A 16,787-nucleotide genomic window follows, 5' to 3' on the forward strand; every position below is an offset into this window, starting at 1 on the left:
CCTAGGACTAACATTTTGGCTTAAAACATATTTTGTCCTAATTTAGCCTGAGTTTGAAAAAAGAATCAAGAAAAAACCTATTTGAGATAAGATTGAAGAAGCTTGCTCGTTCATTTCATTGATAGTTGTCATCGGAGAAATTAACGTTTTGAATTTTCATCTACAGTAATAAAATGAATTACGTTCTCAAATTTGTAGAAGCTTGTGCGCTAAAACGCTGTTGTCAGACGACCTTTGACTATTGACAAGTAGATATATGTCACAAGTTTGATTTAGTTTCAGACTTCATCAACATAAGAAATAAAACAAATAATTAAACATCCCATGCATCAGGAGAAGATACAACAGGTCATAGAAGAAGTAAAGAAAATAGTAGTAGGTCAAGACCGAATGGTTAATAGACTTTTGATTGGCTTGTTTACCAATGGGCACGTGTTGTTGGAAGGTGTGCCAGGTTTGGCAAAGACACTTACGGTAAATACCTTGGCCAAAGTGCTTCATTTAGATTTCAGAAGAATTCAATTCACCCCAGATCTTTTACCTGCTGATTTGATTGGTACCATGATCTACAATCAACAAGAGGCAAATTTTGAAGTCAAAAAAGGGCCTATTTTTTCCAATATAATCCTTGCAGATGAGGTAAACAGATCCCCTGCAAAAGTACAATCTGCACTTTTGGAAGCTATGCAGGAGAAGCAAGTTACGATAGGGGATACTACTTATCAGCTGGATAGACCATTTTTGGTATTGGCAACACAGAATCCTGTAGATCAAGAAGGTACTTACCCACTTCCTGAAGCACAAGTGGATAGATTTATGATGAAAGTTCACATAGATTATCCATCGAAGAGTGATGAATTGGAAGTAATGCGAAGAATGGCCAATATGACTTTCAATTCTGAAGTCAACGCTATTCTCTCCAAAGAGGATATTTTCGCTATCAGGAATAAGATCAATGAAGTGAAAATCGCAGAACCATTGGAAAACTATATCATTGAATTGGTTTTCGCCACAAGGTTCCCTGAGAAATATGGTTTGAAGGAAGAGGCAAAATACATTCAGTTTGGTGTATCACCAAGAGCAAGTATAAATTTGAACTTGGCTGCCCGTGCGGTTGCATTTATGGATGGGAGAGATTTTGTATTGCCAGAAGATATCAAAGAGATCGCTGAAGATGTGTTGAATCATAGAATTATACTGAATTACGAAGCTGAGGCAGACAATATCAATACAAGAGATTTGATCAAGATCATCTTAGACAAAATACCGATTAACAAAAGCGTAACATTGAAATAGCGTTTGTTGAGCTAAAAAACAGAATCCTCCCTTTAAACGGAGGATTTTTTGTATTTAAGTTTAAATGAATATTAAATTCTGAAATTATTTTTAAAGTAAGCATAATTCCATTTTTTCTATCCTGAAGATTTTTTGTGTCAGTTTTGTAGCGGTTAAAATTCATACCAAAACTAAACTTTCACAACAATGAAAAAAATTACCTCCTTACTCTTTATGTTTGTTGCTGCCATCATGGTTTTGACAAGCTGTGGAGATGAAGAAACACCTGATGCTCAAGTGAGTATTACAGGGATCCCTGCCACAGCAACTATTGAAGCTGGTGCAACATTAGGTCCAGTTACTGCCCAGATTTCGGCACCAGATGGACTTGTTTCTTTGACAGTCAAAAAAGATGGCGCCTCTATTGATACAAAACAATTTAATGGAGCTACCACGGGGACTTATGAATTCACATACACGGCTGTTGCCGCAGATGCTGGAAAAAACCTTGTATTTGAATTTGAAGCTGTAGATCGAGATGGGTCTAAAGGTACTGCTACTCACGTATTGACAGTAGGAGCTGCCGTTACTTCTGTTAGGATAACTTCCAATATTACTGGTGAGGTTACTTGGACTGCTGACAAAACATACATTTTAGGAGGTAGAATATTCGTTTTAAATGGTGGTAAATTAACTATTGAAGCGGGCACAGTTATCAAAGGTGAAGCAGGTTCTGGAGCAAATGCAACAGCCTTGATTGTAGCTCGAGGAGGTCAGATTTTCGCTAATGGTACTGCACAAGCACCGATTATTTTTACATCAGTAGCTGATGAAATTGAATCAGGAATGATAGCAAGTCCTAACTTGGATCCGGATCTTGACGGTCTTTGGGGTGGTGTGATTGTTTTGGGTAGAGCTCCAAGTTCTTTTGCTGGAGATGTATCTGAGATACAAATCGAAGGTATACCAGCTTCTGACACTAATGGAAGATATGGAGGAAATATCCCTAATGACAATTCAGGTGTAATAAAATATATATCAATTAGACATGGTGGTGCCAACATTGGCGAAGGTAACGAAATCAATGGCCTTACACTCGGAGGAGTAGGTTCTGGAACTGTTATAGAAAATGTAGAAGTGATTGCTAACCAGGATGATGGAATCGAATGGTTTGGAGGTACTGTAAATGTCAAGAATGCGGTAGTTTGGAACTCTGGAGATGATGCATTGGATACAGATCAAGCTTGGTCTGGAACTATGGATAACTTTATCGTTATCTGTGGTCCTACTACTGATCATGCTTTAGAGATCGATGGCCCTGAAGGTTCATTCAATGCAGCACACACAGTGAAAAACGGGACTATTGTCGGTCATCCTGCTGCTGAGATGGGTGATTTCAGAGATGGAGCAAGAGGTACTTTTGAGAATCTTTATTTCATAGGATTTCCTGACCCAGCGACAAGTAATGGTAGAGGAGATCTTTCTATAAGTGGAGACAAGAGTTTGGCCAACCTTGCAAGTGGTGTGCTAAAATTCAATAATATCCAAACTACTCTTGCTTCGGGTGTTGCACTAGATGTGGCTTTCAGAAATGGAGTGCATACTTCTGTGACTGCAGTGGCTGCAAATGAAAATACAGTTGGTGCTGATAAGTCGGCATTTGCTGGATGGTCTTGGACTGCTGTAGCAGGAAAACTTGACGCATTGAAATAATATCAATATAACTTTCTAAGGAAGAGGTTGCTATGCACAATCTCTTCCTTTTACTTTTTCCACTAAAATATAAAATTTCTGTTGCTGTATTAAAATTCTGAAATATGAAAATATCATTACTTGTTACCATAACCATCATCTTACTTGGAGCTTTTCCAATTTATTCCTCCGCACAAAACGGGACTATACGAGGTACTGTCATAGATGAAGGTACCGGCGAGCCGCTATTTGGAGTATCTGTACTCGTAGTAGGGACACAAATCGGCGCTGTCACGGATTTTGATGGTGATTTTGAGATCCAAATCGGTGCAGGTGTTCATACATTAAAACTCTCATATGTATCTTATAATACTGTAGAAATACCTAATGCTAAGGTTGAAGCGGGCAAAGTATTGGTATTGGATAATCTGGTCATGGCTGAATTTACTTCCGATTTGGAGACCGTTACCATTTCTGCTGAAGCAATTAGGACAACAGAAGCTGCTTTGATGTCGGTAAAACGAAACGCTTCAAACTTAATGGATGGAATTTCAAGTTCTACTTTTAGACAAATTGGAGATGGTGATGCTGCCGGTGCTATCAAAAGAGTGACTGGTGTCTCAGTCGAAGGTGGCAAATATGTCTATATCAGAGGCTTGGGTGATCGCTATACAAAAACAGTATTAAACGGAGTAGATATCCCAGGACTTGATCCTGATAGAAATACCATCCAAATGGATATCTTTCCTACAAATGTTATTGACAACATCGTTGTGTCTAAATCCTTTACTGCAGAATTACCAGCAGATTTTACAGGTGGGGTGGTAAACTTAGAAACCAAAGATTTTCCAGAAGAGAAAACAATGAACTTCAGTGTTTCTGGTGGTTACAATCCAAACATGCATTTTAATCCTAATGCACTAAGTGTCGGGGGTGGTAAAACTGATTGGTTAGGTTTTGATGATGGTGGGAGGGAGATTCCGACTGCTGGTGTGGCAGACATACCACAATTTCCGGATGTTATCGGTAGTCCTAACTCTGAAAGAGGACAACAGTTCCAATCCATATTGAGGAAATTTAATCCTACTTTGGGCGGAACAAGACAGCGTAGTCCAATGGATTTTGGATTAGGTTACTCTGTCGGTGATCAGTTTAATATTAAGGATAAGAAAATAGGATATAATTTCGCATTGACATACAGAAACGAAACCGAGTATTACAAAGAAGCAGAATTTAATTTGTTTGGAAAGCCCAGAACATCTGATGTATTTGAGCTTGAAGCTCTGGAGAGATCGTCAGGAGACTATTCTACAAACAATGTTTTGTTGGGCGGGATTGCCGGATTAGCTTACAAATCTGATTTTACGAAAATCAAACTGAATTTATTGAGAATTCAAAGTGGGGAATCCAAAGTCGCTCAATTTAATTTTATCAATACAAATTTAGGAGCTGAATTTGAAGCAGATCAGTATAATGTAGAATACAGTGAAAGGGCTTTGACAAATTTGCTTTTGAGTGCAAGTCATTTTATTGATGGAGGAAAGTGGCAGTTGAACTGGAAAGTCTCACCTACCTTGAGCACAATCAATGACCCGGATGTGAGAATTACAAGGTTCAGAGTACCAACAAACACTATAGGAACTGAGGTAGGTCTACCTACGAGAATTTGGAGGAGTCTTGAAGAACAAAGTTTATTTGGAAATGTGGATTTGACAAAAAGCTATATGTTCAATAGCAAAGCAGCTAAACTTAAATTTGGTAGTGCTTATGTTTATAAAAATAGAGATTTCTTGATCGAAAGCTTCCAGTTTAATGTTGGAAATACCCAATTTGATGGTGATCCAAATAGAGTGTTGTTGGAAGAAAACCTTTTCTCGGCTGAAAATAGAAATGGAATCAGGTACGAGCCCACATTTATCCCAATCAATCCTAATCAATACAATTCTAACTTGGCAAATATTGGAGCTTATGTTTCCAATGAATTTAATCCTCTGCCAAACTTGAAAGCAATTGTTGGGTTGAGAGTTGAGCAATACACACAATACTATACAGGCACGAATCAAACCAATACAATTATTTTTGATAATGAAAAAGTATTGGATGACTTGGATTTCTTTCCCACACTAAACTTGGTTCAGGCCATTGGACAAAACCAAAATCTTAGACTGGCAGCTTCGAGAACTATAGCTCGTCCTTCTTTCAAAGAGTTGTCTTTTGCAGAGATTTTGGACCCTATCACAGGAAGGACATTCATAGGGGCATTGTTTCCTGAAACTTCTGAAGGGGGAACAGAAATTCTTTGGGATGGAAATCTTCAAGCAACTAGGATCAATAACTTTGATGTAAGATGGGAAAAGTTTACTGGGAGAAATGAAATTTTCTCAGCGAGTATTTTCTACAAAATGTTTGATCGTCCAATAGAAATGGTTCAATTTCTTTCTGACCCTGGATCTTTCCAGCCTAGAAATGTTGGAAATGGCTCAGTTTTAGGCTTGGAATTGGAGCTAAGAAAATCACTTGATTTAATTTCTCCTTCAATGAAGAACTTCTTTTTTAATGCGAACTTAACCTTTGTAGAGTCTAAAATTGATATGTCTGAGTCCGAATTTAGGTCGAGAGAGCTTACTGCTAGAGATGGCGAAAATGTATCAAGAACTAGACAAATGGCTGGCCAAGCTCCTTATATTATCAATACTGGGATTTCGTACAACAATATGATTTCTGGAATTGAGGCAGGATTGTTTTATAACGTTCAAGGATCTACTTTGAATTATGTCGGGTTTGGTAACAGAACAGATACTTACACAGTACCTTTTCATGCTCTGAATTTCAATATCAACAAAACTTGGGGTAAAGAAGATAGGCTTCAGACTTCCATGAATGTGGTCAATCTCCTAGATGATAAAAAACAAGAGGTATTTAGGATGTATAATGCTGAAGAACAATTTTTCTCGTCACTTAGACCAGGTCGTAGAGTTTCTTTGAGTGTTAGATATGCTATTTGGTAAGTAATAAAACTATAGAAAATTTCTAAGCCCTCTCCTTTCAGGTGAGGGCTTTTTTGTTTTAATGTTATTTTAATGTTAAATTGTGTTAACAATTTGGTAACATTAAAATATGAAATGGTTTCTCACTTTTTTTTCGGCAACTATACTGAACTTTAGTGGTTTGGCAACTGGAAATTCTGCGGAGAATGTTCAAGTGAATTTTTCTGCTACCAATTTCATTGAATTTTGGAGCCAAAATGACCTGAATTTTCAGAAACTAAACATCAAAATCGAATCTGATTTTTTGAAATACGGTCACAGCCAAAAATTTCTTAAACTACTTTTTTATCGAAGTCAAAAAACATTGCTAAAATCTTATCAACAATATGCCCCAATCGATGCTTTGATTTCTGATGGGAATTATGATTGTGTAAGTGGCTCTTTGCTTTTAGCTGTATTTTTGGAAAAATATGACTTCGATTATCAAATTGTTGAAACCTCCTTTCATGTATTTATCAGTGTGAATATAGATGGAAAGGAACTCATTTTGGAATCAACAGATCCCTATAATGGCTTCATCACGGATACTGAAGAAGTAAAGGGTTTCTTTAATGATTTTGAATTAAAGACTGTGGATGCGAAAGACTTTTACCTTGAGCCAAACCACAAATTGCTAGCTGAGGTTTTTTCCCCAATTATTTTCAAAAAAATCAAGCTACAGGAGCTTCATGGATTGACTTTTTTTAATCGTGCTATTTATTTTAATAATTCTGGAGAGGTAGTAAAAGCTTTAGAAATGGTCCAAAATGCAGAGCAACATTATAATGCCAAAAGGATTCTGGCATTAAAGGAATTGCTTCAAGCACAATATGCAATCGCTTCACGGGATGAATAGATTTTTTTATTTTAAATGCTTACATTTAAAATGTGAACAATATTATTTCTTTCATATTGCTTGGCTATTTGATGCTATTGCTGATAGCACCCCTTCATGAAGCAGATCAATGTGATCATGGACCCGAACACACGGAGCAACATGAATCTGATCATGCTGAGAATCAGTGCTGCCCGCCTTTTTCGGTGTGCAAAGTTTGTTCGCTTTTTGTTTATCAAATGATTTGGCAGTTTGAATCTCTTGAATTTGAGTCTGTTCAAATTACAAATACTGTTTTGATCCAGTCAAAATACCCAACATCCAACATCCAAATCTGGCAACCACCCAAGCTTGCCTAAATTTTTCTAATTCCTTTTGTAGCGAAGTGTGCACAAAAGGAGTCTATACATCCTCTTTTTCATAAGGTAAGATTGCAATTTCCACTTCTTACTGAGAGGATTGTCAAAATTTATTTTTAATCATATTACAATATTTACTTATGAAAAAAATCTGCATGCTTGGCCTTTTTTGGCTGAGCTTGACTTGCTGTTTGATGGCTCAAGACCTACAAGTAGTAGTCAAAGATGAACACGAAAATACAGCATTAATAGGAGTCTCGATGCTTATCTTGGAGAATAAGCAGGGGGCTGTTTCGGATGAGAATGGTTTGATCATTTTCCCAAATCCACCTGCTGGGAAGCTGACGCTGAGGTTTCAGTTGATCGGTTATGAGAGGAAGCAAATCACTATCAATTGGCCAGATGATGTTGGTAAAATGCCTTTGGAAGTAGCCTTGCATGAATCCCATGACGAGATGGAGACTGTGACGGTATCTTCCACCAGAAGTTCGCGAACCATAGAGGATATCCCTACCAGGGTGGAATTTATAGCAGGGGAAGAATTGGACGAAAAAGTCAATATGAAACCTGGAGATATCAGGGTGCTTTTGAGTGAAAGTACAGGGATTCAAGTACAGGTGACTTCTCCAACTTCAGCCAATGCAGGGATCAGAATTCAAGGATTGGATGGCCGCTACACCCAAATCTTGAAAGATGGATTTCCGCTGTATTCCGGTGCGGCAAGTGGATTGGGGCTTTTGCAGATCCCACCTTTGGATCTGCAGCAAGTGGAGCTGATCAAGGGTTCGGCATCTACACTTTATGGTGGAGGGGCCATCGCTGGATTGGTGAATTTGATCTCAAAAAGACCTGATGAAGAGGGAGAGTTGAGCTTTGTGCTCAATGCCACCAATGCTAGTGGTTTTGATGCCTCAGGATTCTATGGTAAGCGAAATGATAAAATAGGCACGACTGTTTTCGGGGCTTACAACACCAATTCACCTTTCGATCCATCGTCAATTGGATTGAGTGCAATTCCGAAGTTTGACCGCTTTACTTTCAATCCAAAAGTCTTTCTTTATCCTTCCAGCTCTACTGACTTGGAATTTGGCGTAAACTTGTCTTTGGAAGACAGGGTTGGGGGAAATATGGATTATCTTAAGGGAAATCGGTCAAATCCAGATGCTTTTTTTGAAAGAAACCAAAGTGAAAGACTCAGCACTCAGTTTGTCTTAAACCATCGCTTGGAAGAAAAGAAAAGGCTTCAGGTAAAAAACAGTTACAATGTCTTCAATCGTAAACTCGGGACAAATGCTTATGATTTCAATGCGGTGCAACAATCTACATTCACTGAAATCAATTACCAGATAGATGGTGAAGCTACAGATTGGGTAATAGGAGGGAATCTCTGGACGGAAGCATTCAAGGAAGAGCAGACCAACAGCTTTCCAGTGAGAGATTATAACCTCAATACTTTTGGTGCTTTTGTACAGAACAATACTAACTTGAGTCAAAAGTGGGTTTTGGAGTCTGGTCTGAGAACGGATTATGTGATGGATTATGGGCTGGCAATATTACCAAGAGTAGCCTTGATGTACAAGGCAAATATGAATTTCAGTTCTAGGTTTGGAGGAGGATTGGGCTACAAGGCTCCGACGATTTTCACCGAAGAAAGTGAAAGGTTGCAGTATCAGAATATTCAGCCAATCGACGCTGATTTCAATACTTTGGAGAAAAGTTATGGACTCAATTGGGATTTGAACTACAAGACTTCCTTATTCAATGACCAACTGTTTTTCAGCGTCAACCATTTGTTTTTCTACACATATCTGAACAATCCATTGTTCTTGGAGCAAGTAGGTGGAACAGATTATCGCTTCATAAACATTGATGGATATAGTGATACCAAAGGAACAGAGACCAATGTCAAATGGATGTTTAGGGATTTCAAATGGTTTATGGGGTATACCTATACCCACGCTAGGATCAATTCGAATGGGATAAGAAGAGACAATCCATTGACTCCAAAACATAGAATCAATTCCGTGCTATTCTACGAAGTACATGATAAGTGGAAAATTGGCTGGGAGTCCTATTATTTCAGCCAACAGCGCTTGAGTGATGGTTCGGTGGGGCAGTCCTATTGGATCATGGGTTTTATGGCGGAGAAGATTTGGGAGAAATTTTCGGTATTTATTAATTTCGAAAATTTCCTAGATGCCCGTCAAACGCGTTTTGACACCATTTTCACAGGCAATATAGACAATCCAAATTTCAGGGAAATCTATGCGCCATTGGATGGATTTGTGATCAATGGAGGAGTGAAGCTGAGGTTGATGTAGTTCAATAAGGCCTAATTTTTCGATTATAATCTAAAAAATACGCCTAATTTTTCGAACGTAATCGAAAAATTAGGCGTGATTTTCTGAAGGTTGAACTTTGGAAAAGTTACTTATTGAAATAAAAATTCTACAAAATTGCTCTTACTGATCAATGAAGTCAGGTGTTCAGGGTAAGCTTGGAGAAAAGATGCTGGAAATCTTGCTTTTTGATCTTTCCATTTGAATTCATAAGCATCAAGTATTCCACCCTCTTCTTCAATATAATCGATTTCAGCTTTGTCATGTGTTCTCCAAAAGTAGGTGTTGACAAACTTACGATTGTAATGGTTGGATTTCATTCTCTCTGTGATGAGGAAGTTTTCCCATAGAGCTCCCTTATCCAAACGCATTTCAGGAATTGTAAAATTATTGATCAGGACATTTCTGATTCCATTATCGAAAAAATAGTACTTTTTGCCCTTTTTGATTTCATTCCGAAGGTTTCTGTTGAATGCAGGAAGTTTGAAGATAACAAAAGCTTTTTCCAATAAGTCAAGGTACTTTTCTACAGTGGCTGTATCAATGTTTCCAATCGTCTGGGCTAGTTCGTGATAACTGACTTCACTGCCGATCTGAAATGCCAAAGCTTTGAGCAACTTATCTATATGGCTTGGTTTGCGAATATTGTCAATTTGCAAAATGTCTTTGTAGAGATAGCTTTGCGCTATTTCTACCAATATTTCCTTTTCATTTCCAGGGTTGTTGACTACATCTGGATATGAGCCATAAATCAATCTTGTGTCCAAAAGCCTCTTTGCTTCCAAAAGAGACGTGTTTTGGGCTATTTCAGAATAGCTCAAAGGAAAGAGTTGGAAAGTTTTCTTCCGTCCGGTAAGCGGTTCTGCTGTATTGTTTTGGAGATCAAATGCAGACGAACCTGTTGCGATTATTTGGATTTCAGTTTTGCTGTCGTATATCAATTTTAGCTTTTTACCAATATCTGGGATTTGTTGAGCCTCGTCGATTATGACCAACTTATTGTTAGGGCCTATTAATTGAATCAGTTGGGTACTTGTCTTCGCATCGGTGAATGCCTCAAGAATGTCTGCTTCGTCGGCATTGAGCCATGCGGAAGGTTGGTTGATCTTTTTTGTCAATTCTTCTAACAAGGTGGTTTTGCCTACTTGACGGGCTCCAAGCAACAGGATCACTTTTCCTTTGAAGCAATTATCTATGATTTTATTTAAAAGCTCTCTATTGACCATAAATACTAAAATTGACTCATAAATTTAGAAAAATTAATCATGTAATCTAAATTTTAAGCCTAATATTCAGATTATAATCTAAAAATTACGCCTAATTTTTCGATTACGTTCGAAAAATTAGGCGTGTTTACTGAGGGTTTAACTTTTCCAAAGTGCACGGCGGCAATTTTCCCCTAAATGACACTTTTTTCCTTCCTAGTGCCCCTTGTGGAAATCTTAGTGTTCCTTGTGGTTAAAATTGAAGTCAATGTTTTATAAGATAATCACCAAAATCATACATATTTCAACTTAACCAAAACATTCATTTTAGAAATAAGACTAAATGCTGAATTTCACATGTTTTTGATAGATAAATACGACTACCAAAATGTATGGATTGCTGAATCGGATGCCATTGGAAGAGGTACAAATCAATTTACAGAATTGTATGATCGTATATCTAAAGAACTTGCAAGTAAACTTAAAGAGAATGGTTTTATAAACTAAATAGTTGTCAATTCTAAATTTCCTCAGCCATCCAACCAATCTTTTCACTGAGTAAAATTACTTTCTATTGAGTTATCTCTTAGATGGAAGTGAACCCGAAAAGGAGATGCCGATAGAATTGCCCGAGAACGACTCACCTTGTTTATTTTTATAGGTCATAGGAGTATATGTCAAGGCTGCCCACTTGTATCCAAACTCAAATCGCGGTCCAGATGTGCTGGTGTAAGTGACATCAGGGAAGAAACCATCACCTCTTAGTTTTGGGTTCAAATGCGTTGTAATACCTACCCCAAGTCTGAAGTCATCATTTATTTTCCAAAACGGAGTCAAGTGGACTGGGAACCTCAAAAACATAATGTTTGCATCATCTGCTGCTGTGGGAGTCCACTTCAAACTTATTGCAGAGCGAACCATAAACTGTTTTAAATTGGCAAATTGAAGTTCTCCTCCAAGGCCAAGGTTGATACCCTGCCCAGCGCGCATCTTTTGATCACCACCATTGGTAAAAAATACTTGTAATATTTCATCACCACCAAACTCGAAGCCCCCTTCGAAAAGCAATTTGACGCTAACTGCTTTCTCAGCCTCTTGTGAGAAAACAAGCGAATTAGTAAAAAAAAGACAGAAGCTCAAAGCAAGAATTATTTTTTTCATATGATTTTTTTAAGGTTATTAAAACTTGAAGAATACACTTGATTTTAGGAAAGGGGTGCGTTAATTTTTTATGGCAGGAAGTTTTTTTGGTGAGTAAACAAAAAGGGCTGTTGCTTTGCTATTTATGGCAATAAATAAAGAGGTTCTATTTGAGGACTAGAATGTTTCAGTGATCTAGCAAAAGGGTTTATTTGACCTATTTAGGTAGACCTTTTTTATAGACAATCTTTATTTTCCAGAAGATCCTATCAATTTTTTCCCTTCTTCTTCGGATATTTGATTACAGTAAAACTTCCCTTTTCCAAAGGCTTTTGTTTTTGTAGTGAGGGTAATATAATAAGTTTGGCCTGCATCAATATTTAGTGAGAGAACTGTTTCAGGGTCTTGCTTAATTTTTCCTCTGTATTGGGTATGGATTTCGTAGAATCCTGGATCGATTTGGTGAGTAGAATACTTTCCTTCGCCCAACTTGCTTATTAATTTTTGATTGAAATAGGTGTAGTATGGGACAAAATCATCAAGTCCATCAGGTCTTAATATATAAACCGTGGCTTTTTCACTTTGAGCCTGAATTTGAAATTGGAATGCAAAAAGAAGTGCAAATAGCCAAAGTTTTTTTTTCATATAGGAAGGATAATCTTTCGAAATCTAGATAGAAATCAAATCATTTGCAATAGCCATTTTGTTAAATTATTTCTAAATAAAAAATAATTTAATCAATTATAAATCAACAGTTTTTCTCCTGATTCTTTGAGAGAAATAGAAAAGCCAAAGTTTTAATATAAAAGAAAAAACCTAACCAGAATTAAAGTATAAATTAAAAAATATAAAATGAAATTTCTTTACTGTAATACTTTATGATTTCAATCAAAGCGTAGATCATACTGTACCTATTGCCATCAATCTAGTTCTATTATTTTCAAAAATTAATTCATAAAATTCCCTCCTAATACTTCCACCTATTTGCCAAAGCCACCAAGCTGAGCATAATCGGAACTTCTACCAATACACCCACCACAGTTACCAAAGCAGCTGGACTTTGCAATCCGAATAAAGCAATCGCAACTGCTACGGCCAACTCAAAGAAATTGCTTGCTCCAATCATCGCAGCAGGGGAACAGATGGCATGCGGAAGATTAAGCTTTCGCCCACCAAACCAAGCGATGAAGAAAATAAAGTAGGTTTGGATGATTAGCGGAACAGCAATTAAGACAATGATCAATGGATTGTTCAAAATATTTGGTCCCTGGAAGGCGAATAATAGCACCAAAGTAAGCAATAAGGCGAAAATACTGACAGGCTTGAACTTTGGCAAAAATTCATTTTTAAACCATGTTTCACCTTTGCTTTTGATCATTATTTTATTTGTAATTACTCCTGCCACCAATGGCACAACCACAAAAATCAAAACGGAAGCAACCAAAGTTCCATAAGGGATCGTGATATCAGTAATGCCTAATAAAAGGCCCACCAAAGGGACAAATGCCACCAAAATAATCAAGTCATTGACAGAAACTTGTACCAAAGTATAATTAGGGTCGCCATCAGTAAGGTAAGACCAAACAAAAACCATTGCCGTGCAAGGTGCTACACCCAGAAGGATAGCACCTGCTATATATTCTCCTGCAAGATCGGGATCGATGTAAGCTGAGTACAACTTGTCAAAGAATATCCAAGCAAAGAATGCCATGGTAAATGGTTTGATCAGCCAATTGATCACCAAAGTCAAGATCAATCCTTTTGGTGCTTTTCCCACTCCCTTGATACTACTAAAGTCAATCTGCAACATCATCGGATAGATCATCAACCATATCAATATCGCTATTGGAATATTGACATTGTAGATCTCCATGTCCGACAAAAAGGTGATATCCTCTCCCGCCAAATGCCCGATCAGGATTCCTACACCTATACACAAGGCGACCCAGAGGGTCAAATACTTTTCAAAAAAGGCTATTTTCTTAGTTTCAGGCATTTTTTTATCTAATTGAAATAGGGTGATATTGTAAGATTTGATATTTGATGGATATTAGCTATGCGATATTTTTAGATATTATTTTTCAGACCTTTGCGGATAATATAGCTTCTCTTCTCTGGTGATTGTAATAGATCAATATCAAAGAATATCCAATATCAATTTGTAACTTTTACAATTTTTGAAAAAACAAATAACATCTCCGAAGCAATCTGAAGTGATCGTTCATCGTATTTTTCAGCTTCTTGATCTGTGTCGTCAAATGCTTTTGGGTCTTCGTACCTGACTGGGATCCGGGCTTCTGCACCTGGAATAAATGGACAGTTTTCATCTGCATGGGAACATGTCATGATTGCTGCAAAGCCAGTAGGGGCATTGGCTACATCATCATATACTTTGCTGAATGCCACAATTGGCTCTTCGTCATCTGAGTATAAGACAAAATACTTTGGGTTGTCTTCACCTTCTTTGCTGACTTTGAAACCAAATCTTTTGATAGAAGCAACCGCCCTTTCGTTGAATGCTGTAACTTCTACGCCTCCTGAAAAAGAGCTCATATGAATTCCATGATATGCAGCTGCGACTTTTCCCCAAATTTGAGAAAATTGGCTTCTTCTGGAATTGTGCGTGCAGATATAATTCAGATTGATATCCTGTTCTTGATCGATTTTCTTTTGGATATAATCAATCAGAACTTGAAGGACAGCTTTTCGCTCTTCTGAGATCGGAAGTGCCTGAGCCTTCTCTATGTATTCTTGGAGTGCTGGGTATAGGTTCATGGTGTATTGCAGTAACCTTTGGGGTTTCCATAACCCCGAAGGTTTTTAGTTAAAATTGTGGATATACATTCAAACCTTCGAGGTTTTTATGGTTTTGAAGCTTTTAAATAATATTTCGGTTTCTTTAAACCTTCGAGGTCTTTAAGACCTCAAAGGTTTCTTAGCAGCAGCCCGATCCAGGTTCGCAGCTATTCGCTGTCTGAAGGGAAGCTAGGGAAACTCTTATTTTTGGTTTTTCGGATACTGGACCGCAGCAAGCAGCAGCTTTTTCTTCAGGCGTAGTAGCTCTGTCTTTGGCTTTGCAGGTCGTTTGGTCAGGTGTGAGTTGTACGATCAAGGCATTGCCGGTGTCTTTGATATTGTGGATTGGAAGTACGGCAGTAGGGAATAGAGAATTGCCATATTCGAATTTAATTTCAGTATCAGGATAGGTTTCTCTTACTTTGTTCACTACTTCAAAGATTTTTAGAGCTTTGTCACTATCCACTGAATGATCAGGTTCAGGGATTTCATTTTCCCAAAGCTGAATATGTACTTCAGACCATTGATTGCGGATTCCGCCACAGTCCACAGTGTCATAATTGACATTTTTGATTTCAGTGATGTGGAAGTCAGTTCTTACATATTGACCGCTTTGATACTCGAAGAAAAGTGCCTTTTCAGGGTTTTCTTGTAGGATCTGTATAAATTCTTTAGTTTTCATTTTTTTAGATTTTAGATATGAGACGCAAGACATAAGACTTTTAAATTTAAAACGCTGTCTTTGGCTCACGATATATTTTAAATGAACTTGATAAATTTATTTTAAACTGTGATTTGACGGGATACTTGAAACTACAACTAACCTAGTCTTGAATCTTGCATCTAATTTCTTGTATCTTAATCTAGCAGCATCCAGAGATCTTAGGGAAGCCATCAAATAGTCCTTGAAACAAATTTTGTACTTCTGTCCAGCGGATCGGGTCGATGCAATAACATACTGATACACCTTCGATGCTTCCCTTGATCAGGCCGGTTTCTTTGAGCTCGCGTAGGTGTTGTGAGATGGTCGCTTGAGCAAGACCCAGTTCCTGAACCAAGTCTCCATTGATGCAAGAGTCTGCGTGAATCAAATATTCTAGGATGGCTATTCTGGCAGGATGTGCAAATACTTTGGCTACTTTGGCCAATTCATTTTGGTGGTCGGTGAAGAGATCTGTTTTGGTAACACCCATTTTATAAAGGAGAAATTAAGAAGGTAGAAGGATGAATCTTTGAAAGTCTATTTCAAATTTATTTCATTTGTTATTACATTGCAATATTACGATAGATAGTTGTATGATCAAATAAATTTGTATTGTATTTTAGATTAAGTTAGAAAAAGTCAGTTTAGGACAAATTTTACTGGAAAGTACAGCCATGCAGTCATGTTTTTGCCATTCAAGTCTCTCGCAGGAACAAATCCTTTATCATATTTTTTAATTATACGTTCCACTTCTTTGACTAAAGCCTGGTTGATGATTTTTGAATTTAAAATTTTGCTCTCAATCACCTCACCTGAGTCACTGATTTGCATTCCAACCATAACCTCACCTTGAGCCCCGACTCTTCTTGCGGCCAAGGGGTAAGTTAGGTTGCTATTTAAAAATTCCTGCCAGATCATTTTACTTTTGAAGCTGGGTTCAAAAATGTTTCTATCAATTATTTCCACATCTCCATCTGATTTCAAAAATAAGCCATTACAATTGTTGTAAAGGCAAGCCAAATCCAAAATAAGATTATCGTCTACTATGATTTTTGTGAAAGCTGTATCAGCATTTGTAAAACTCAATTTGGTGAATTGAAGCTTTCCGTTTGATTCTAGTTTTTGTTCTTGTGTCCACAGCAGCACTTCTTTTTCCTCATCTCCAAAAGTATGCTTAATTGACATGACCAGTCGATTGTCCAAAGTATAAATCTTTTCATTTAGCTCTTTTTCAATTGCAGCGCTAATGACATTATTGAAGACGTGTTCTCCACCTCCAGCTTCAATAGCAAAAAAGTGCTCGTTCAATGGGATTATTTTCCTTTCCTGCGCATAGGATGTAAAGCGTAATCCAAAGATAAAAACGAAAAGTATCAGTTGTATTTTGGTAAAAATTTTAATCATAAAACTAACATAT

14 protein-coding genes are annotated in these 16,787 nt (G+C 37.4%); 6 read left to right on the top strand and 8 right to left on the bottom strand.

Features of this window, described 5'->3' with window-relative positions; all coding sequences use genetic code 11:
* Window positions 1-324: 324 nt before the first annotated feature.
* From MM213_RS06765 to MM213_RS06790, 6 genes are all read left to right on the top strand, one after another.
* The gene (locus MM213_RS06765) at window positions 325-1,296 is read left to right on the top strand and encodes an AAA family ATPase (protein ID WP_241274491.1); all 972 of its coding nucleotides are present in this window, start codon (window positions 325-327) and stop codon (window positions 1,294-1,296) included.
* Window positions 1,297-1,482: 186 nt separating this feature from the next.
* Entirely contained in the window at window positions 1,483-2,988 is a 1,506-nt protein-coding gene (locus MM213_RS06770; protein WP_241410730.1) for a beta-helix domain-containing protein, read from the top strand.
* Between the two features lie 104 nt (window positions 2,989-3,092).
* Window positions 3,093-5,975: a TonB-dependent receptor gene (locus MM213_RS06775; protein ID WP_241410731.1), complete on the top strand. Its 2,883-nt coding sequence runs from the start codon at window positions 3,093-3,095 to the stop codon at window positions 5,973-5,975.
* Between the two features lie 109 nt (window positions 5,976-6,084).
* A complete protein-coding gene (locus MM213_RS06780) occupies window positions 6,085-6,849 on the top strand; it encodes a hypothetical protein (RefSeq protein ID WP_241410732.1) in 765 nt (254 codons plus the stop codon).
* A gap of 32 nt (window positions 6,850-6,881) precedes the next feature.
* Window positions 6,882-7,187: a hypothetical protein gene (locus MM213_RS06785; protein WP_241410733.1), complete on the top strand. Its 306-nt coding sequence runs from the start codon at window positions 6,882-6,884 to the stop codon at window positions 7,185-7,187.
* Between the two features lie 140 nt (window positions 7,188-7,327).
* Window positions 7,328-9,508, top strand: coding sequence for a TonB-dependent receptor (locus tag MM213_RS06790; RefSeq protein WP_241410734.1), 2,181 nt, complete (start codon window positions 7,328-7,330; stop codon window positions 9,506-9,508).
* Window positions 9,509-9,618: 110 nt separating this feature from the next.
* Here the strand turns inward: MM213_RS06790 and MM213_RS06795 are convergent, their stop codons facing one another.
* From MM213_RS06795 to MM213_RS06830, 8 genes are all read right to left on the bottom strand, one after another.
* Window positions 9,619-10,752: an ATP-binding protein gene (locus MM213_RS06795; RefSeq protein ID WP_241410735.1), complete on the bottom strand. Its 1,134-nt coding sequence runs from the start codon at window positions 10,750-10,752 to the stop codon at window positions 9,619-9,621.
* A gap of 558 nt (window positions 10,753-11,310) precedes the next feature.
* Window positions 11,311-11,892: a hypothetical protein gene (locus MM213_RS06800; protein WP_241410736.1), complete on the bottom strand. Its 582-nt coding sequence runs from the start codon at window positions 11,890-11,892 to the stop codon at window positions 11,311-11,313.
* Between the two features lie 228 nt (window positions 11,893-12,120).
* Window positions 12,121-12,516 (bottom strand): DUF2846 domain-containing protein, encoded by a 396-nt coding sequence (locus tag MM213_RS06805; protein ID WP_241410737.1) that lies wholly within the window; start codon window positions 12,514-12,516, stop codon window positions 12,121-12,123.
* A gap of 322 nt (window positions 12,517-12,838) precedes the next feature.
* On the bottom strand, window positions 12,839-13,867 hold the full coding sequence (gene arsB / locus MM213_RS06810) for an ACR3 family arsenite efflux transporter (protein ID WP_241410738.1): 1,029 nt from the start codon (window positions 13,865-13,867) through the stop codon (window positions 12,839-12,841).
* A 158-nt stretch (window positions 13,868-14,025) separates the two neighbouring features.
* The gene (locus tag MM213_RS06815; protein ID WP_241410739.1) at window positions 14,026-14,646 is read right to left on the bottom strand and encodes a low molecular weight phosphatase family protein; all 621 of its coding nucleotides are present in this window, start codon (window positions 14,644-14,646) and stop codon (window positions 14,026-14,028) included.
* A gap of 160 nt (window positions 14,647-14,806) precedes the next feature.
* The gene (locus MM213_RS06820; RefSeq protein WP_241410740.1) at window positions 14,807-15,349 is read right to left on the bottom strand and encodes a DUF6428 family protein; all 543 of its coding nucleotides are present in this window, start codon (window positions 15,347-15,349) and stop codon (window positions 14,807-14,809) included.
* Between the two features lie 181 nt (window positions 15,350-15,530).
* Window positions 15,531-15,860, bottom strand: coding sequence for an ArsR/SmtB family transcription factor (locus MM213_RS06825; protein ID WP_241410741.1), 330 nt, complete (start codon window positions 15,858-15,860; stop codon window positions 15,531-15,533).
* Between the two features lie 149 nt (window positions 15,861-16,009).
* Window positions 16,010-16,774: an energy transducer TonB gene (locus MM213_RS06830; protein ID WP_241410742.1), complete on the bottom strand. Its 765-nt coding sequence runs from the start codon at window positions 16,772-16,774 to the stop codon at window positions 16,010-16,012.
* Window positions 16,775-16,787 lie beyond the last annotated feature (13 nt).

It is taken from the genome of Belliella alkalica (assembly GCF_022549785.1).
GTDB classification, from domain to species: Bacteria; Bacteroidota; Bacteroidia; order Cytophagales; family Cyclobacteriaceae; genus Belliella; species Belliella alkalica.